Origin of the sequence: Arthrobacter sp. PvP023 (assembly GCF_017832975.1) — a bacterium.
Classification (GTDB): Bacteria; Actinomycetota; Actinomycetes; order Actinomycetales; family Micrococcaceae; genus Arthrobacter.
In genome coordinates this window covers 508,784-526,173 of record NZ_JAFIBI010000001.1, presented here as the reverse complement: position 1 = coordinate 526,173, position 17,390 = coordinate 508,784, and the positions used below count along the sequence as shown (strand labels likewise).

General features: G+C 67.1%; 17 protein-coding genes and 1 pseudogene. 11 read left to right on the top strand and 7 right to left on the bottom strand.

Annotated elements, in window-relative coordinates:
* Positions 1-55: 55 nt before the first annotated feature.
* Positions 56-886 carry a hypothetical protein gene (locus JOE31_RS02510; protein WP_209748087.1) on the top strand — a complete coding sequence of 277 codons (831 nt, stop codon included), beginning with the start codon at positions 56-58 and terminating at the stop codon, positions 884-886.
* Here JOE31_RS02510 and JOE31_RS02505 read toward each other — a convergent pair.
* A pseudogene (locus JOE31_RS02505) lies at positions 883-1,268 on the bottom strand (YchJ family protein). The gene JOE31_RS02510 and the pseudogene JOE31_RS02505 sit on opposite strands and share 4 nt — an antisense overlap.
* Before the next feature lie 225 nt (positions 1,269-1,493).
* Here JOE31_RS02505 and JOE31_RS02500 point away from each other — a divergent pair.
* The 5 genes from JOE31_RS02500 to JOE31_RS02480 all read left to right on the top strand — a co-directional run bounded on the left by JOE31_RS02500 (position 1,494) and on the right by JOE31_RS02480 (position 6,495).
* Positions 1,494-2,156, top strand: a complete 663-nt coding sequence (locus tag JOE31_RS02500) for a hypothetical protein (RefSeq protein WP_209741985.1) — start codon at positions 1,494-1,496, stop codon at positions 2,154-2,156.
* 151 nt (positions 2,157-2,307) lie between these two features.
* On the top strand, positions 2,308-3,381 hold the full coding sequence (locus tag JOE31_RS02495) for an aldo/keto reductase (protein WP_209741984.1): 1,074 nt from the start codon (positions 2,308-2,310) through the stop codon (positions 3,379-3,381).
* A gap of 50 nt (positions 3,382-3,431) precedes the next feature.
* The gene (locus JOE31_RS02490) at positions 3,432-4,436 is read left to right on the top strand and encodes an aldo/keto reductase family protein (protein WP_209741983.1); all 1,005 of its coding nucleotides are present in this window, start codon (positions 3,432-3,434) and stop codon (positions 4,434-4,436) included.
* A gap of 2 nt (positions 4,437-4,438) precedes the next feature.
* Positions 4,439-5,341 (top strand): SDR family oxidoreductase, encoded by a 903-nt coding sequence (locus JOE31_RS02485; RefSeq protein ID WP_209741982.1) that lies wholly within the window; start codon positions 4,439-4,441, stop codon positions 5,339-5,341.
* A gap of 44 nt (positions 5,342-5,385) precedes the next feature.
* Positions 5,386-6,495 carry a sulfite oxidase gene (locus JOE31_RS02480; RefSeq protein WP_209741981.1) on the top strand — a complete coding sequence of 370 codons (1,110 nt, stop codon included), beginning with the start codon at positions 5,386-5,388 and terminating at the stop codon, positions 6,493-6,495.
* 12 nt (positions 6,496-6,507) lie between these two features.
* Here JOE31_RS02480 and JOE31_RS02475 read toward each other — a convergent pair whose 3' ends face one another.
* Genes JOE31_RS02475 through JOE31_RS02460 form a run of 4 tightly spaced genes read right to left on the bottom strand, consistent with a single transcriptional unit; the run spans position 6,508 to position 10,456 of the window.
* The gene (locus tag JOE31_RS02475) at positions 6,508-6,999 is read right to left on the bottom strand and encodes a ribose-5-phosphate isomerase (protein WP_245198927.1); all 492 of its coding nucleotides are present in this window, start codon (positions 6,997-6,999) and stop codon (positions 6,508-6,510) included.
* Complete coding sequence (locus JOE31_RS02470; protein ID WP_209741980.1) at positions 6,996-8,762, bottom strand: dihydroxyacetone kinase family protein; 1,767 nt, start codon at positions 8,760-8,762, stop codon at positions 6,996-6,998. Before JOE31_RS02470 ends, JOE31_RS02475 begins: the two co-directional genes overlap by 4 nt.
* A gap of 45 nt (positions 8,763-8,807) precedes the next feature.
* On the bottom strand, positions 8,808-9,584 hold the full coding sequence (locus JOE31_RS02465) for an SDR family NAD(P)-dependent oxidoreductase (protein WP_209741979.1): 777 nt from the start codon (positions 9,582-9,584) through the stop codon (positions 8,808-8,810).
* A gap of 47 nt (positions 9,585-9,631) precedes the next feature.
* Complete coding sequence (locus tag JOE31_RS02460; RefSeq protein ID WP_209748083.1) at positions 9,632-10,456, bottom strand: sugar phosphate isomerase/epimerase; 825 nt, start codon at positions 10,454-10,456, stop codon at positions 9,632-9,634.
* Between the two features lie 184 nt (positions 10,457-10,640).
* Between JOE31_RS02460 and JOE31_RS02455 the strand changes: the two genes are divergently transcribed.
* From JOE31_RS02455 to JOE31_RS02435, 5 genes are all read left to right on the top strand, one after another.
* Positions 10,641-11,978, top strand: a complete 1,338-nt coding sequence (locus tag JOE31_RS02455) for an MFS transporter (RefSeq protein ID WP_209741978.1) — start codon at positions 10,641-10,643, stop codon at positions 11,976-11,978.
* Positions 11,978-12,886 (top strand): transketolase, encoded by a 909-nt coding sequence (locus tag JOE31_RS02450; RefSeq protein ID WP_209741977.1) that lies wholly within the window; start codon positions 11,978-11,980, stop codon positions 12,884-12,886. Before JOE31_RS02455 ends, JOE31_RS02450 begins: the two co-directional genes overlap by 1 nt.
* Complete coding sequence (locus tag JOE31_RS02445) at positions 12,883-13,890, top strand: transketolase family protein (RefSeq protein ID WP_209741976.1); 1,008 nt, start codon at positions 12,883-12,885, stop codon at positions 13,888-13,890. Before JOE31_RS02450 ends, JOE31_RS02445 begins: the two co-directional genes overlap by 4 nt.
* Positions 13,891-14,010: 120 nt before the next feature.
* On the top strand, positions 14,011-14,670 hold the full coding sequence (locus JOE31_RS02440; protein WP_209741975.1) for a GntR family transcriptional regulator: 660 nt from the start codon (positions 14,011-14,013) through the stop codon (positions 14,668-14,670).
* 40 nt (positions 14,671-14,710) lie between these two features.
* Entirely contained in the window at positions 14,711-15,145 is a 435-nt protein-coding gene (locus JOE31_RS02435) for a DUF1003 domain-containing protein (protein WP_209741974.1), read from the top strand.
* On the opposite strand, the gene JOE31_RS02430 is transcribed toward JOE31_RS02435, so the two are convergent.
* On the bottom strand, positions 15,139-15,732 hold the full coding sequence (locus JOE31_RS02430; protein ID WP_307864357.1) for an SDR family oxidoreductase: 594 nt from the start codon (positions 15,730-15,732) through the stop codon (positions 15,139-15,141). The two genes, JOE31_RS02435 and JOE31_RS02430, sit on opposite strands and share 7 nt — an antisense overlap.
* Positions 15,725-17,389 carry a DUF4389 domain-containing protein gene (locus tag JOE31_RS02425; RefSeq protein ID WP_209741973.1) on the bottom strand — a complete coding sequence of 555 codons (1,665 nt, stop codon included), beginning with the start codon at positions 17,387-17,389 and terminating at the stop codon, positions 15,725-15,727. Before JOE31_RS02425 ends, JOE31_RS02430 begins: the two co-directional genes overlap by 8 nt.
* Position 17,390 lies beyond the last annotated feature (1 nt).

Genomic DNA, 17,390 nt, shown 5'->3' with positions numbered 1-17,390 from the left:
AGCGGTGGCCGGCCCAAACAAATGGTCCCGGTCCGATCGATGAAAGCGAGAACGCCTGATGAGCACAGTAGGGCCCGAAGACAGACAGTCCCGACGCGCCCGCGGCGAGGCCACCGACGGCCTCGCCGCCAGCCGGGCGGACCGTAACGGCGTGGAAGACAGGCTGGAGGGCCGGCGGAGTTACGCTGACGCTGTGCGTCCCGCCCGCAATGACGGCGCGGTCACGGATTACGACGACGACACCCGCGCCTACCCGGTGCCTGTCACAGCCGAACCCGCTGTTGTTGCCGACCCGAATGCCGCCACCCGCGAAACCGTGGTTGCCCGCGAGAAGGAGCAGTTCGGCGGGATCAAGATCGGCTCCGCTTTCTTTGGCTGGCTGGCAGCGACGGGAACGGCCGTCTTGCTGACGGCCCTGGTCGCAGCAGCCGGGACAGCAGTGGGGCTCGCCACCAGCACGGACGTCAACGAAGCCGTGAACCAGGCGTCCGCAGACCAGACAGTGGGACTGGTAGGAATTATCGTGCTGCTGGCCATCCTCTTTGTGGCCTACTACTGCGGCGGCTACGTGGCCGGACGCATGGCCCGCTTCAACGGCGCCAAACAAGGATTCATGGTGTGGGTCTGGGCCGTGATCTTCGCGATCCTTGTTGCGCTGCTGGCCATGATCGCCGGCGAGCGCTTCAACATCCTGGCGAACCTCAACAGCTTCCCGCGGATTCCGGTCAATGAAGGACAGCTAACCACCACTGGAATTACCGCCGCCATCGTGGTGGCCGTGGTTGCGCTGATTGGTGCGGTGGTGGGCGGCATGGCCGGCATGCGGTTCCACCGCAAGGTGGACCGGGCCGGTTTCACTCCGGTTGAAGCTGACGCAGACCGCTAAGGCGTAGCCTCGTCGACGTAGTACCAGCGGCGGTCCACCCGCAGGAACCGGCTGGTTTCGTGGTGGACTCCCCGCTCGCCGCCGTGCCGGAAGTGGGCCTTGAACTCAACGGTCCCTTCCGAATCCAGCGGCCCGCCGCGGACGGTCGAGACAATGTCCAGCCGGCGCCACTCCATGGCCGGATCCAGGTCGAGTTCCCAGGCCTGGTATCCGGATGCCAGGTGCGGAGCAGGTAGGCGGCGTCCTGCACCGCGAAGGCGCTGTATCGGGAGCGCATGAGCTGTTCCGCGGTGGGGGCTTCGGCGTCGCCGCTGTGGAACCGGCCGCAGCAGTCCGCATACTGTTCACCGGACAGGCACGGGCAGTTTCCGGGGTAGGGCACGGATAGTCCTTTCGGGATGGCCGGGGGCGTCCATTGGCTGCCTCCGACTATATTCCGGACAGGGCCGGGACCGGCTGTGTCATATCCGATAACAGCTTCGACACAACCCCGTTGCGGGACTCGATGCGGGCGTGTTGCCCGGCAAAAGTCCGTATTGTTAAGGGGTGCTTATCGGCGGGTGGCTACGGCCCGTACACAGGCGCTGCAGGCCGTGAGGAGAGGTAAATGGAAGATCCCACCACCATTGCCCTGAACCTGACCTTTTTTGGCACGCTCGGTGTGGCCTTCGTCATGTTCATCGGACTCTTCCTCGTCTTCGTGGCCACCCTGCTGATTGCGGGGCTGGGCCGGCTGGTAGCCGTCACCGTCATGGCGTTGTTCGGCCGCCGCCCCGCCCGGTCCCCCCGACCCGCCCGGTCGCCTGCGGAAAACGCCGGCCGCGTGCCGCGCCGGACATTCAGCCCGAAGAAGGGCCTTGGGTCCGTCGCACGCAAAACGAAGCTGCGCGGCGCAAAGGAACACCCGGCGGGCACCAGCACTCCCCGCCGGGAAACTCCCGCCCTTGCCGGTGACTGGGCGGCGGCCGTCGCGCGGGCAGACGCCCGTGCTGCCGCCCGGGCCCAGGCCGCGGCACCGCCCGAGGTGAAAGTCACCGTGCGTGATCTCCCCAGCCCGGATGCCCCGGTGGAAGACGTCAGCGCGGTCGCGCCCCTTGTGGAGTCCGCCACGGACCAGTACGCCACCGTCAAGGCCATCCCGCGCTCCTTCGAGAAGCCGCCCGCACCGGGACGGATGGCCATGCTGGACACCGGCTCACTGGTTTCCCTTGCCGGCCATCCAGGCGCGCTGAAAGGCATCCCGCCGGCTGAGCACCGCCGCGCCGGCTGATTCACAATTCGTCATTGACGGCCCCTGCGTTACCCCGGACTACGCAGGACTAAGAAGTGCTTCGCCAGCGGCCTTGGCCCGGCCGATTTTGTGTAGCCTCGTGACGATCCACAGCAATCGGCCGTGGGAGTCAAACGTGAGGAAACCGGGAATGAGCCTCAACCAGCTACGGGTGTTCGGGCGCAGCGGGACATTGATCAGCCCGCTCACTTTGGGGACCATGAACTTCGGCGAAGGCGCACCGGCGGACCCGGCGGCCGCCGGCGGAACCGCCCAGGGGTACGCGCCAACCGGCGCCGGCGAAAGCATCCGCATCATCAACGCTGCCCTGGACGCCGGCATCACCGCTGTGGACACGGCGGATGTCTACTCCCAGGGGCAGAGCGAGCAGGTGGTGGGCCGCGCCCTGAAGGGCCGCCGCGACGATGTCTTCATTGCCACCAAATTCCACGGCCAGATGAGCGCCAACCCGGCCCACTCCGGCAATTCGAGGCGCTGGATCATGCAGGCAGTGGAGGGCAGCCTCCGCCGCCTGCAGACGGACCGGATCGACCTGTACCAGGCGCACCGTCCTGACTACAACACCGACGTCCTGGAAACCATTACGGCACTGAACGACCTCATCCGCCAAGGCAAGATCCTCTACTACGGAACGTCCGTGTTCACCCCGGCGCAGCTGGTGGAGGCCCAGTGGCTGGCAACCACCAACCACCTCATCCCGCCCGTCGCCAACCAAGTCCCCTATTCCATGCTGGTCCGGGGCACCGAGCGCGATGTCCTGCCGATCGCCCAGCAGTACGGGCTCGGAGTGCTGGCCTACGGTCCGCTGGCCGGCGGCTGGCTTTCCGGGAGCTTTGTCCTGGATGCCGGGAAGCCGCCCACGCGTGTCCACTCGCTTCCCGGGCGGTACGACATTTCCGGCCCGGCGAGCGAGCGCAAGCTGCACGCCGCGGATTCCCTGGCCAGGCTGGCGGACAAGCTGGAACTTCCGCTGGTGGATCTGGCCGTCGGCTTCGCACTGAACCATCCGGCTGTCAGCAGCGTGATCATTGGCCCGCGGAGCGAGGAACACCTGCACGCCTACCTGAAGGCCGCGGACACGGTGCTGGACGAATCCGTACTGGACGCCATCGACGAGTTGGTGCCCCCGGGCACCAACTTCGTGGAGCGGGACGCCGGCGCCGTGGTCCCCTCCCTGGAGTACGCGGAGCTCCGGCGAAGGTAGCTTGAGGAAAGCCCTTACCCTGAGCAACCAAGTGGGCTACGGTGAAAACCATGGAATTCAGATACCTCGGCAACAGCGGCTTCAAGATCTCCGAAATCACGTTCGGCAACTGGCTCACGCACGGCTCCCAGGTGGAGAACGATGTGGCCACCCAGTGCGTGCGCGCGGCACTGGACGCGGGAATCAGCACATTCGACACCGCGGACGTCTACGCCAACACGGCGGCGGAGAAGGTCCTGGGCGAGGCCTTGAAGGACGAGCGCCGTGAGTCCCTGGAGATTTTTACCAAGGTGTTCGGCCCCACCGGACCCAAGGGCCACAATGATGTGGGACTGTCCCGCAAGCACATCATGGAGTCCATCAACGGTTCCCTGACGCGCCTCCAGACCGACTACGTGGACCTTTACCAGGCCCACCGCTATGACTACGAGACGCCGCTGGAAGAGACTATGCAGGCGTTCGCCGACATTGTCCGGCAGGGCAAGGCACTGTACATCGGCGTCAGCGAATGGACGGCCGATCAGATCAGGGACGGCCACGCCCTCGCCAAGGACCTGGGGTTCCAGCTGATCTCCAACCAGCCGCAGTACTCCATGCTGTGGCGGGTCATTGAAGCCGAGGTGGTCCCGACATCCGAAGAGCTGGGCCTGTCCCAGATCGTCTGGTCCCCCATGGCCCAGGGCGTGCTGAGCGGCAAGTACCGGCCGGGGAAACCGGCCCCGGAAGGAAGCCGCGCCACGGACACCAAGGGCGGCGCCCGGATGATCGAACGCTGGATGTCCGACGAGGTCCTGAGCGGAGTGCAGCAGCTCAAGCCGATCGCGGAGGAGGCCGGGCTGACCATGGCCCAGTTGAGCATCGCGTGGGTGCTGCAGAACAAGAACGTGGCCTCGGCGATCATGGGGGCGTCCCGTCCCGAGCAGATTGCCGGCAACGTGGCGGCCGCCGGCGTCAAGCTGGACCAGGCCATCATGGACAAGATCGACGACGCCATCGGGTCCCTGGCCGAACGGGACCCGGCCCAGACCAAGTCGCCCGCGTCCCGGGAGGCCTAGCCGTGGCAGCCGGGGAAGGCTCCGCGGGCACGGGGACGGCTCCGCCGCCGGACGGGGATCTGCCCGATCTGGCCGTCACGGGATCCACCGGGCAGCTCGGCGGACTCGTCGCCAGGATCCTCGCCGACTCCGGGCTGCCGCAGCGGCTGCTGGTGCGCGACGCCTTACGGGCGCCTGACCTTCAGGGCGGGGTGCCGGTGCTCTCCACGTATGCCGATCCGGTGCTGGCGAAGGCCTCCCTTGCGGGCGTGAAAACGCTGTTCATGGTGTCCGCCGCGGAGGCGGAGGACAGGCTCCAGACGCACTTCGCGTTTGTTGACGCGGCTGCCGCGGCCGGGGTTGAGCATGTGGTGTACACGTCCTTTTTCGGCGCGGCCGCAGACTGCACGTTCACGCTGGGCAGGGATCATTACGCCACCGAGGAGCGGATCAAGGCCTCCGGGATGAAGTACACGCTGCTGCGGGACAACTTCTACCTCGACTTCCTGCCGTTGCTCACCGGAGAAGACGGCGTCATCCGCGGCCCGGCGGGCGACGGCGTCATGGCTGCCGTGACTCGTGCGGACATCGCCCGGTGCGCCGCGGCGGTGCTGGGTGACCCGGCGGTGCACGTGGGCCGGACCTACAACCTGACCGGGCCGGAGGACATTTCCCTGCAGCGGGCCGCGGAGCTCCTTACTGCGGGCACCGGGCGGACTGTCACGTACCACAATGAAACCGTGCAGGAGGCCTATGCCTCCCGCGCGTCCTACGGTGCACCGGCCTGGCAGGTGGACGCCTGGGTGAGCACGTACACGGCCATAGCCAACGGCGAACTGGCCGGCCCGACGTCGGACGTTCACGGCCTCACAGGAAGGGAACCCCTGGGTCTCGCGGACTTCCTCGAGGAGGCACATCACCTCTAGCGCTCACGCTTGACGCACCGGCGGCAGCGGCGTAGACCTGTGCCATGACGAAGCAGATTTCCCGGCGCCGTCAGTCCTTGAAGCCCGCGGCGCACGCAGGAGAACCCACCCACGGCCCGCTCACCGCAGAGGAACTGCAGCTGGCCGTCCGGAACCATTCGATGCCGCTGGAGGCCTTGCGGGAGGCCACCACACCGCCGGGGCTGCACTACGTGCTGACGCACTTCGACATCCCGTTCATTGACGCCGACTCCTGGCACCTGCGGATTGGCGGTGCCGTGCAGCGGGCCGTCGAAATCAGCCTCCGGGCGCTCCGCCGCGACCCGACCATCAGCATTCCGGTCACGCTGGAGTGCGCCGGCAACGGCCGCTCGCTGCTGCATCCGCGGCCGCTGAGCCAGCCCTGGCGGCTCGAGGGCGTGGGAACCGCGGAGTGGACCGGAGTCCCGCTCGCGTACCTGCTGGCCCAGGCCGGCGTTGACGAGGACGCGGTCGAAGTGGTGTTCACCGGCGCCGATGCCGGCATCCAGGGCGGAGTCCGGCAGACGTATGCGCGCAGCCTGCCCATCAAGGAGGCGATGCGCCCCGACGTCGTCCTGGCGTACGAGATGAACGGGCGCGAGCTGCCGCCGCAACACGGCTACCCGCTGCGGCTTGTGGTCCCTGGCTGGTACGGCATGGCCAGCGTGAAGTGGCTCGAGTCCATCCAGGTGCTGACCCACCCGTTCGAGGGTTTCCAGCAGTCGGTGGCGTACCGCTACCAGAAGGACGCGGACGACGCCGGCACTCCGGTCTCCCGGATCAAGGTGCGGTCGCTGATGATTCCGCCGGGTATCCCGGACTTCTTCACGCGCAGCAGGGTACTGTCCGCCGGCCCGGTGATGCTCACAGGCAGGGCCTGGTCCGGTGAAGGCTCCGTGGTCCGCGTGGAGGTGGGGATTGACGGGAAATGGGTGACCGCGCATCTCGGACATCCAGCGGGGCCGTTTGCCTGGTGCGATTGGACGCTGCCCTGGGTGGCGGACCGGGGCGAGCATGAGCTCGCCTGCCGGGCCACCGACGCCACGGGATCAACGCAGCCGCTGGAGCAGGTCTGGAACTACCAGGGCATGGGCAACAACGTGGTGCAGCGCGTGAAGGTGAATGTCGAGTAGTCCTGTCCCGCGTTAGCAGCCTTCGAAATCGGTCAGGACTTTGACCTTGCCCGCCGAGGCGGACGCGGGATCGAATGTGTAGCCCAGCCACTCCCGGGCCAGCCTGCGGGCAAGTTCCACCCCCACCACGCGCTGGCCCATGGTGAGCACCTGGCAGTCGTTGGACAGCACCGAGCGTTCCACCGAGAAGGAGTCATGGGCAGTGGCTGCCCGGATTCCTTCCACCTTGTTCGCGGCGATGGCTACGCCGATGCCCGTGCCGCAAAACAGGATTGCCCGGTCCGCCAGGCCGTCCCTGATCATTTCCCCGGCGGCAATCCCCACATATGGGTACGGCGTGGTGAACTGCTCGGGGGCATCACTGCGGTTGACGCCGATGTCGATGATTTCGGTGACCCGGGGATCCTTCTGCAGGTCCTCCATGATCCGGTCCTTGTAATCCACGCCGGCTTCGTCGGCGCCCAGGATGAGTCGGATACCCACGGCCTGTCCTTCCATGGTCATGACGGTGTCCCAGCGGGCTGGCGGGATGGAACCGGCGCTGCGAGGTGCACTCCCATGACGGTGAAGATCATGGCCAGTGACGTGGCGCCGGGGTCCGCCGTGCCAACGCTCTTTTCGGCGAGCGGCCGGGCACGGCCTTTGAGCGGACGCAGGGAGGCGGTGGCTTCCGCCGCCGCGGTGGACACCACGGCGGCTTCGGCCCATGCCGCTTCGGTCGACGCCGCCGCGGGGCTGCCGCCAGCGGCCACCAGCCGGCTGAACGTCTCGGCGAAGGGCACCAGGGCGTCCACCATGGTCTTGTCCCCGATGTCCGCCTTGCCGAGGCCGGTGATCCGTGCCGAGAACGCCGCGACAGCCGCGGCCAGTTCCGAAGGTCCCGGAGCCATTTGGTTGCCGAGGGCTTCGCCGAAGGACCGCAGCCCGGCGCCCCACAGCACGCCGGAGGTTCCGCCGGCCTTGTCGGCCCAGGCATCACCGGCGGCCGCAAGAACCGCGCCCGCTCCGGCACCGCGGGCCATGGCGTCCCCGGCTGCGGCGACGGCCGCGTCGATGCCGCGGACCATCCCGCGCCCGTGATCCCCGTCGCCCGCGACAGCGTCCATGTCCCCCAGCCTCGCTTCAGCCGCGTGCAGGGAGTCCCGGGCCGCAGCGAGCGCCGCCAGGCAGCTCGCCGCGTAGCCGCGCGACTCTTCGGTGGCTTCGAAGGCATCGGGTGCGGCGGCGCCGTCGGACTCTTTCTCCGCCATCCGGTCACCGGACTGCAGCGCCGCATTGCCTCGCCGGTAGGCCGGCGTTTCAGCCGGGGCGGTCCACAGCGGCTCAAGTTCCTCGTCCAGCCAGGTGATGGTGAGGGAGACTCCGGACATGTCCAGGCTGGTGACCAGTTCGCCCACCTCCGGCATGACCAGCGTGTAGCCGGCGGCACGGAGCAGCGGGGCAACGGTGAGCCAGAGGACAAAGAGTTCCTCGTGCTTGGTGGAGCCGAGGCCGTTGAGAATGACGGCGATGCGGTCGCCCGCACCGTGCGGCGCCTCCGCCAGCAGCCGGGAGACGAATTCCTGGCCCAGATCCTTGGCGGGCGGCAGCTCGGTGTCGAACAGTCCCGGCTCGCCGTGGATGCCCAGGCCGAGCCCCATCTGGCGGTCCTTGAGGGTGAACAGCGGAGCCTCGGCACCGGGAAAGGTGCAGCCATGGAAGGCGCTGCCGATGGTTCGGGTCAAGCTATTGGCCTTCCGGCCAAGACGCACGACGTCGGCCAGGTCCGCACCTGCCTCGGCCGCCGCACCCATGATCTTGAAGACGGTGAAGTCGCCCGCAATGCCGCGGCGTTTCTCCGCTTCCGACGGCGGTGCGCTGGCGACGTCATCCGTCACCAGGACGTTTTCCACCTGGATCCCCTCTGCAGCGAGCCGTTCGCTGGCCATCCCGAAGTTCAGGACGTCCCCGGCGTAGTTCCCGTAGGTGAACACCACACCGGCGCCGGAGTCCGCCGCCTTCGCCACGGCGTAGGCCTGCTGCGCGGACGGCGAGGTGAAGATGTTGCCCACCACGGCGCCGTCGGCCAGTCCGGTGCCGATCAGGCCGGCGAACGCCGGATAGTGGCCGGAACCGCCGCCGGCGAGGACGGCCACCTTGGGCTTGGCGGGGCGCTGGCGGCGCACGGCCCCGCCGGGAACCGGGCGGACCAGGTCGGCGTGGACGTCGCAGAAACCGGCAAGGGCTTCCTCGGCGAAGTCGGACGGATCGTTGAAAATTCGGGTCATGATGGGCTCTCCAGGCTGCGCTCGGTCTTCTGAATGGCGAGACTGCTAGTGGATGTGGCTTCCGCCGTTGATGTCGATGGTGGTTCCCGTGAGGTACGCCGATTCCTCGGAGGACAGGAAGGTGATGACGGCGGCGATTTCCTCGGTGGTGGCGTTGCGGCCCAGCGGGATGCCGGCGTTGATGGCGGCCTCCTGCTCCTCGGTGCTGCCCACGCGGATGTTGGTGTCCACGGCGCCCGGGGTGATGGCGTTGACAGTAACGCCGGTGGCGCCGATTTCGCGGGCGAGCGCCTTGGTGAAGCCCAGGATGGCAGCCTTGGCGGCGGAGTAGGGGACCTTGCCAAAGACGCCGCCGCCGCGCTGCGCGGAGACGGAGGACATGTTCACGATCCGGCCCCAGCCGCTGGCGATCATGTCCGGCAGGAAGGCCTTGGTGACCAGGTAGGTTCCGGTGGCGTTGACGTCCATGACCTTGTGCCAGAGTTCCAGGGTGGTCTCCAGGAACGGCACCGGCGAGGTGATGCCGGCGATGTTGGCCAGGGCGCCAACCGGGGGCAGGTTTCCGGCGGTGACTTCTGCTTTGACGGCTGCATAGGCGGCCTTGACGGAGCCCTCATTGGCGACGTCGATCTCGTGGCCGAAGGCGGGGACGTTGAACTCGTTGCCAATTTCGGCGGCGACCTTGGCGGACTTCTCGCCGTCGAGGTCCAGGATCACCACCGCCCAGCCCTGGTTCGCGTAGCGGCGTGCGGTGGTGATGCCGATGCCGCGGTCCGAGGTGGCCCCGGTGAGGACGGCAGTGCGCTGGATGGTGGTGGTCATGGTGTGCTCCTTGGGTTGCTTGGTGGTGGTGCGGGTGAAGCTGTGCTCTAGATAAGGTCTGTGATGAAGCTGGCTGCCTTGGCGGCGGCCGCGGGACGTTCGTCGTGGGTGACGTCCCGGGTTTCCAGTTCCAGCGAGAAGTGGCCGGTGTAGCCGCGCGCTGCGAGCGAGCGCAGCCCGGCGGCAAAGTCCGCCCGGCCGTTTCCGACGCTGAGGTTGATGTTGCCCGGTACGGCGTCCCTGATATGGACGTGGGTAATCCGGCCGTCATGCCGTTCGAGGTATTCCAGCGGGTCCTCGCCGGCGGCAACGATGTGGCTGAAGTCCATGACAATTCCCACGCGCGAGCCCGCCAACCGGTGCGCCAGCAGTTCGGCGCGCTCCAGGTTCCAGCAGAACCTCAGGAAGTGCAGGGATTCGGTCCAGAGTTCGACGCCGAATTCAGCGGCACGCTGCCCGGCATGGATGAGCTGGGCCGCGATGGTGTCCAGGTCCTCGTCGACGCTCCGGACCGGATGGTGGCCCAGGGCACCGCACGGAAGCACCAGCGCCTTCGCACCGGTATTGGCCGCGAGGGTGAGCAGCGCCTCCAGGTGCCGTTCGCGGGCGCCCTGCCCGCCGGCGTCGAGCACTGCATTGAGGTCCCCAATGTCCCCGTTGACCGAGCGGACCCGCAGCCCGGAAGCGGCAACCTCCGCGGTGACAGCCGTGACGGCGTTCGCATCCAGTTCATACGGAACGTGGTCGCAGACGCCGGGCAGGGCGCCCAGGTCGATTTCTTCGAAGCCAAGGCCGCCGATGGTCCTCAGGGCCGCGCTCAGGTCCTGGTGGCGGAAGCTGATGGACGAGCAGCCGAGTCGGGAGTTGAACATCTTCATTGATCCTCTGAACGGGCGGGGTGATGTGAATCACTGTAGGCGTTTCATTGTTGACAGTCAACCTCAAACATTGACTGTTGACATTGGCGCATGACCCGGGTCACACTGGCATATCATTTGTTAACAGTCGACAGCGGCGGTGCGGAAGCGTTGCCCGCTCTTCGAAAGGGATTCAGCAATGAGCAATGAGGCTCTGAAAATGCGCGGCCACGTGCACGGCACAAAGGACGCTAAGCGCGTCGCCATCGGGTCCGGTGTCGGCGCCGTCATCGAGACTTATGACTTCATCGGCTTCGGCACTGCCGCCGCCCTGTACTTCGGAACGGCGTTCTTCCCCACCGGCGACCCGGTCACCGGCACCCTGGCCGCTTTCGCCACGCTCGGCGTCGGCTTCGCTGCCCGCCCCATCGGCGGCATCATCGGCGGACACCTCGGCGACAAGGTAGGCCGCAAGCCCGTCCTGGTGGCCTCCCTGATCCTCATGGGTGTGGCTACGTTCCTCATCGGCCTCCTGCCCACCTACGAACAGGTCGGCCTGCTGGCGCCGGCGCTGCTGGTGTTCGTCCGCGTCGTCCAGGGCCTCGCCTTCGGCGCTGAATGGGGCGGCGCCATCCTGATGAGTTACGAGCACGCGCCCTGGAAGTCCAAGGGGAAGTACACCGGCATTGTGCAGGCCGGCTTCCCGGTCGGCCTCCTCCTGGCCAACCTCGTCTTCCTGGTCAGCGTGAACCTGGGCGGCGAACTCGCCTGGCGCGTTCCATTCCTGGCCAGCATCGTGCTCGTCGCCGTCGGACTGATTATCCGCTCCAAGGTGCCGGAATCGCCGGTCTTCGACGAGGTCAAGGAGAGCGGTTCCATCGTCAAGTCCCCGATCATCGAGGTCATCAAGACGGACTGGCGCAGCATCGTCCGGGGCATCGGCCTCCGCATTGCCGAGACCGCGGGCTACGCCGTATCGATCACCTACATGATTTCCTACCTGCACACCCAGCATCTGGCTGATAAGACCCAGACGCTCGTCGCCCTCTGCATCGCCTCCGCAATCGGCATCTTCGCCACCATGGCCTGGGCAAGGCTCACCGACAGGATCGGCCGCCGGCCGCTGTACATCTGGTCCACAGCCTTCGCGCTCCTGTTCGGCATCCCCATGTTCCTGCTGGTCAACACCGGAATGTTCATCTTCATCATCGCCACCATCGTCATCTCCTACGCTGTCTGCCAGAACTCCCTGGCCGGGGCCCAGGGCCCGTGGTTCCCCGAACTGTTCCAGGCAAAGACCCGCTCCTCCGGAGCCTCACTGGCCTACCAGATCTCCGCCATGGTCTCCGGTTTCACCCCGTTCGTCACCACGCTCCTCTTCGTCAGCCTGGGCTGGATGGGCCCCGCCCTCCTCTTCAGCTTCTACGCAGCCATCGGACTCTGGGCCGCCATCGTCACCCGGGAAACCTGGGGCAAGCGCGAACGCCAGCTGGCCGATGAGGCCACCAAAAGCACCCCGCAGACAGTAAACGCCTGATGACCACCGCCACAGAAGAAGCCCACATGACTGCCACCCAGGAAACCATGGCTCCCACGACCGAACGCGTCGCCGGCGTCAGCGCCGCCGCCTACCGCATCCGCCACCACGCCCTGAACATGGGCGAGGTGCAAGGCCAGGGCTACGTGGGCCAGGCGCTCGGCGCGGCGGACATGTTGGCCGCCGTCTACGCCGACCAGCTCCGCTTCCGGCCCGAGGATCCGGAATGGGAGGCGCGGGACCGCTTCCTGCTCTCCACCGGGCACTACGCGATCGGACACTACGCCGCACTGGCCGAGGCAGGCATCGTTCCGGTCGAAGAACTTGAGACGTACGGCTCGGACGATTCCCGGTTGCCGATGTCCGGGATGTCCACCTACACCCCCGGAATGGAGATCTCCGGCGGCTCGCTGGGCCACGGCCTCACCATCGCGGTGGGCATGGCACTGGGCCTCCGGTACCAGGGCTCCGGGGCGAGGGTCTACAACTTCCTCTCCGACGGCGAACTGGACGAGGGCTCCACCTGGGAGGCCGCCATGGGCGCGCACCACCACCAGCTGGGCAACCTGACCGCCATGGTGGACATCAACGCCCTGCAGGCGGACGGAAAGACGGACACCGTGCTGCGCACCGAGCCCGTCACGGAGAAGTGGGAATCCTTCGGTTGGTACACCCAGCGGGTGGACGGGAACGACGTCGGCGCGCTGCTGGCGGCATTCGACAACGCAGCCGCCCAGGCGGCCGCCGTCGGACGTCCTTCCGTGATCCTGTGCGACACGAAGGTGGGACGCGGAGTACCACTGCTGGAGGAGCGCGAAAAGGCGCACTTCATGCGCATCGAAGAACACGAATGGCAGCAATGCCGCGAACAACTGACCGCAGGATTTGAAGGGACCACCGGACGATGAGCACAGCAGCCGCTGTAAAGGGCACCGCCCCCAAGCTGAAGACATCGGCCATGATCGCGTCCTTCGCCGATCCCGGCCAGAAAACGGCCTCCGCGCCATTCGGACACGCACTGGTGAAGGCTGCGCAGGAGAACGACAAGATCGTCGGCCTCACCGCGGACCTGGGCAAATACACGGACATGCACATCTTCGCGCAAGCCTTCCCGGAACGGTTCTTCCAGATGGGCATGGCCGAGCAGCTGCTCTTCGGGGCGGCCGCGGGACTGGCCGAAACCGGACTGGTGCCTTTCGCGTCCACCTACTCCGTCTTCGCCGCCCGCCGGGCCTACGATTTTCTCTGCCTGGACAGCGCCGAACCGAACCTGAACGTGAACATCGTGGGCGGCCTGCCGGGCCTGACCACCGGCTACGGCCCCAGCCACCAGGCCACCGAGGACATGGCGATCTTCCGCGGCATGCCCAACCTGACCATCGTGGACCCCTGCGACTCGATCGACATCGAACAGGCCGTGCCCCAGCTCGCGGCCAGCGAGGGGCCCACGTACCTGCGGCTGCTCCGCGGAAACGTGCCCACCGTGCTGGACGAATACGGCTACACCTTCGAGCTCGGCAAGGCAAAGGTCCTGCGCGGCGGGAACGACGTCGTCTTCATCTCCAGCGGGCTCATGACCATGCGGGCGCTGCAGGCAGCCAAGGCGCTGGCCGAACACAACGTGGACGTCGCCGTCGTCCATACCCCCACCATCAAACCGTTCGACGCCGCGACCGTCCTCGCCGAGATCAACACCGACCGTCTCGCAGTGACGCTGGAAAACCACAGCGTGATCGGCGGGCTGTTCGAAACAGTCGCGTCCGCCGTCGTCACCGCGGGACTGGGCAAGCGGGTGGTGCCCGTGGCACTGCCGGACGAGTTCCTCGATGCCGGCGCTTTGCCCACCCTGCACGAGCGCTACGGCCTCTCGGTCCAGCGGATCGTGGCGAAAGTGCTCGCGGAGCTGGGCTAGCCAGAACGACCGGCGGAAGCGCGGACCCGGTTACAACACCGCTCCGCGCTTCTGCCGTAACATCAACAGTTAACCAACCGACTGTAAACAGTCGACCCCTGACATTGAGGAAGTGCCACAATGGCCGGAGCAACAGCACCCCTGCTGGGACTGCAGAAGAAAAGCCTCCGCGAGCAGGCCCTCTCCGCGCTGCGCACCGCCATCACCAGCGGTGAGCTGGAACCCGGCCGGCACTTGGTGGAAACCGAACTCTCGGACATGCTCCAGATCAGCCGGGGGACCCTGCGGGAGGCGTTGCGGCAGCTTGAGCAGGAGGGCCTGCTGTCAGCGGGCCCGCGGGGCCGCCTCTCCGTCCGGCACCTCGATGCCAAGGAAATCCGGGACATCTATTCCGTGCGGGCGGCGCTGGAATCGCTGGCTGCCCGCACGCTGTGTGAGCTGCCGGACCGCCAGCATGTGATCGGGTCGCTACGCGAGGCCATCGGCGCCATGGAAGCCGCCACCAAGGGCACCCTGGAAGAGCGGATCGAGTCAGACCTCGAGTTCCACCGCACCCTGTGCCGCCTGACCGGCAACGAGACGCTGCTCCACTCCTGGGAGTCGCTGGAAGGTTCCATCCGGATGTCCATAATGTTTGCCGGGCTGGAAAAGGGTGTCTCGAACATGAGTGTGGACCGCCATCACGACATCGTGGCCGCCATCGAAACCGGGGACGCCTCCCTGGCCCGCAAGACCATCCGCGAACACATGGACACCGCCGCGGACAACCTGGTGGCCTAGGAGTCCCGGCCGCGCGTGCTCCAGCGCCTACGCTGGGCACATGACCGAGCACAAGAACACGTGGCACGCCGAGCACAAGGCGGGGCTGAGCAGGGGACAGCGCGCCGCCGACGTCCTGCGCAACGGCATGGGCAGCTGGCCGTTCGTGGGACTCTTCATCTTGTCCATGGTGGTGTGGGCACTCGTAAATTCGTTGGCCCTTGCGGACAGAGCCTGGGATCCCTACCCCTACATCCTGCTGAACTTGTTCCTGTCCATGCTGGCCGGCCTGCAAGGTGCCATCCTGCTCATTGCCGCCAAGCGGCAGGATGCGATCGCGGCCGCCATGGCCCAGCACGATTACGACACCGATTTGCAGGCGGAAGACGAAATCCAGAAGCTCACGGCCATCAACAACCAGCAGTTGGAAATCCTCCATGAACTGCGGCAGCTCCTGTCGGAACGTGACCGGGACGGCGGGGCGAGGGCTCAGTAGTCCACAATCGCGCCGCAGGAAATATTCACTGTGGCGTCGGTGATGGCGCCGGCCCGGTCCGAGGCGATGAACACCGCCACGTTGCCCACGTCCTCCAGCGTTGCTGTCCGGTTCAGGTGCGCGCTCCTGGTGATTTCCTCCACGATCTCTTCGCGGCCCTCGGTCTGCCAGGGAAGTGTTTCCACTATCCCGCCCGTCACCATCGTGACCACGCGGATGCCGCTCTTGCCCAGTTCCAGCGCCCACTGCCGGCGCTGCCCTTCCATGGCATCCAGCGCAATCTTGAACCCGCCCAGCCCGCGCAGGGTCTGCGGACCCGAGCCGCCGAACATCAGAACCACACCGGATCCCTGCCTGATCATGTGCCGCGCCGCGGCGCGGGTGGTGAGGAAGTGGGTCCGGGTAGCTGCGATGACGGGACGGGACTCCGTGCGCCCGGCCAGGAAGACCTCCGCACCTTCCGCCGCGAACGCCCGGGCTACGGCGCCTCCGACGGGACCGCCGGCGCCGTAGACCAGGGCGGTCCGGCCCTGCAGGAGACCGCCGGGCACGGGAGCGTTTTCCTGCGGCATAGCAGGGTCACCCACTCGGAGGCTCCGCACGCGGGGGCCCCGGAGGCGGAGGCGGTTCCGTGGCCGGGGGCGGAGGAGAGCCGGGGGGCACGGTGGATTGCGAGGCAGGGACCGGCGGCGGCAGATAGCCTGCCGGCGGAGCGTCGGCCGGATCCGTCGGCCCCATGTCGAGGCGGAAGGGCGGATACTCGTCCCGCATCAGCGCCACGTAGGCAATAACGCGGTGGGTCCAACGGTTCAGGCCGATCAGCAGGTCAAAAAGCCTCCGGCCGAAGCGCCCCGTAAACAGCAGGCTGAACCCGGCCACAATCACCAGCAGGCCGATCAGCGAGACCCCGCCGCCGCCCTGGTATCCCACCCAGGTTCCATCAACCCAGGTGCCGTCCACCCATCTGCCATCCACCCATGTACGCCGGTCGCCCCAGGTGCTTGCCGCGCCTGAGAAGGCGGCGACGATCAGGAGTTGGGGAAGGGCCAACAGCCACCACTTGACCAGCACCAGGCCGCGGGAGAGGTGCTCGGGGTACTCGACGTCAAAATCTGCCGGGTAGTCGGTCCGCGCCAGCGTGAAGGGCGGATAACGGTCCGTCCCGATCGCAGCGTAGGCGTAGAAGGCCACCCGCCAGTTCCACCGCAGGACGCCCACGTTAAAGTTGAACAGCGAGCGCGGGTAGCGGCCGGTGAACAGGATGGCAAAGCCGGACACGATGGTGGTCACGAAGAAGGCGAACCACAGGAAGAACAGCACGATGTAGTGCGGAATGGCCAGGAACCACTTGATCAGCCACATGCCGCGGGAAAGCCCGGGGTCAAGGTAGCCATTCAGCCGCACGGGATAGCGGGAGGTGTCCGAGGGCTGCGGGTCAGTGGGCAGCGGCGTACGGCCGCCTCCGGGCGGTATCGCTGCTGCGGCCGTGGCGTACGGGGCATGGGCGTCCGGGCCTACTGGCACGGGCCCGGGGCCCGGGGGCGCGGCCGCCGGGTAATGCGGCGGCGGGCCGTGCCTGCCGAGCCCTGCGGCGCCGGCAACAATCAGCGGCACACCCACCGCCAGCAGGACGATGCCGCCGATCAGGAGCCCGATGAAGACCGGCCACAACAGATCGGACCGGACGCCCGCCTGCAGGTCCACGGAAACCGGAGCGGCGCCGTCGGCGTTCATAACCACCACTGCCCAGCGGCCGCTGCGCAGGTCCCACTCAATCTGTTGGGTTCCGGTTCCCTGGGCGGACGTGGACCAGAATGACTGGGCGCCCGGGGCAGCGGGTACGGCGTCGCCGGGGACCTCACGGTACTGGACGCGGAACGGGTAGGACTTCAACTCGGTGATTTCGGAATGCCGGACGTTGTCCAGGTACCGGGCCACGTCCTCCTGGGGTCCGATGCCGATAAAGATCTGTTGGCCGGACGCCGACGCCCCGCGCAACAGCAACCGGCCCGCACTGTCCACCGGCAGGACGTCCGGCAGTTCCTCGTCCACCAGGACGTTCAGGCCGGGCGAGGTGATGGCACGCGTGGCCACGTCGTAGCGCTCTGTGGGTGTGGTCAAAAATCCATTGTCACGCTGCTGGAAGTTGACCCATCCGACGGCGCCGGCAGCTGTCAGCAGCCCAAGCCCCATCAGTGCGGCGAGGGTGCCGAGCACCAGCATGACTATCCGGCCTGGTTTCATG

Bases quoted from the DNA above. Each gene is read 5' to 3' on its own strand.
- JOE31_RS02500 (WP_209741985.1), top strand. From the start codon at position 1,494: ATGGAAGATCCCACCACCATTGCCCTGAACCTGACCTTTTTTGGCACG.
- JOE31_RS02495 (WP_209741984.1), top strand. From the start codon at position 2,308: ATGAGCCTCAACCAGCTACGGGTGTTCGGGCGCAGCGGGACATTGATC.
- JOE31_RS02490 (WP_209741983.1), top strand. From the start codon at position 3,432: ATGGAATTCAGATACCTCGGCAACAGCGGCTTCAAGATCTCCGAAATC.
- JOE31_RS02480 (WP_209741981.1), top strand. From the start codon at position 5,386: ATGACGAAGCAGATTTCCCGGCGCCGTCAGTCCTTGAAGCCCGCGGCG.
- JOE31_RS02475 (WP_245198927.1), bottom strand. From the start codon at position 6,999: ATGACCATGGAAGGACAGGCCGTGGGTATCCGACTCATCCTGGGCGCC.
- JOE31_RS02470 (WP_209741980.1), bottom strand. From the start codon at position 8,762: ATGACCCGAATTTTCAACGATCCGTCCGACTTCGCCGAGGAAGCCCTT.
- JOE31_RS02465 (WP_209741979.1), bottom strand. From the start codon at position 9,584: ATGACCACCACCATCCAGCGCACTGCCGTCCTCACCGGGGCCACCTCG.
- JOE31_RS02460 (WP_209748083.1), bottom strand. From the start codon at position 10,456: ATGTTCAACTCCCGACTCGGCTGCTCGTCCATCAGCTTCCGCCACCAG.
- JOE31_RS02455 (WP_209741978.1), top strand. From the start codon at position 10,641: ATGAGCAATGAGGCTCTGAAAATGCGCGGCCACGTGCACGGCACAAAG.
- JOE31_RS02450 (WP_209741977.1), top strand. From the start codon at position 11,978: ATGACCACCGCCACAGAAGAAGCCCACATGACTGCCACCCAGGAAACC.
- JOE31_RS02445 (WP_209741976.1), top strand. From the start codon at position 12,883: ATGAGCACAGCAGCCGCTGTAAAGGGCACCGCCCCCAAGCTGAAGACA.
- JOE31_RS02440 (WP_209741975.1), top strand. From the start codon at position 14,011: ATGGCCGGAGCAACAGCACCCCTGCTGGGACTGCAGAAGAAAAGCCTC.
- JOE31_RS02435 (WP_209741974.1), top strand. From the start codon at position 14,711: ATGACCGAGCACAAGAACACGTGGCACGCCGAGCACAAGGCGGGGCTG.
- JOE31_RS02425 (WP_209741973.1), bottom strand. From the start codon at position 17,389: ATGAAACCAGGCCGGATAGTCATGCTGGTGCTCGGCACCCTCGCCGCA.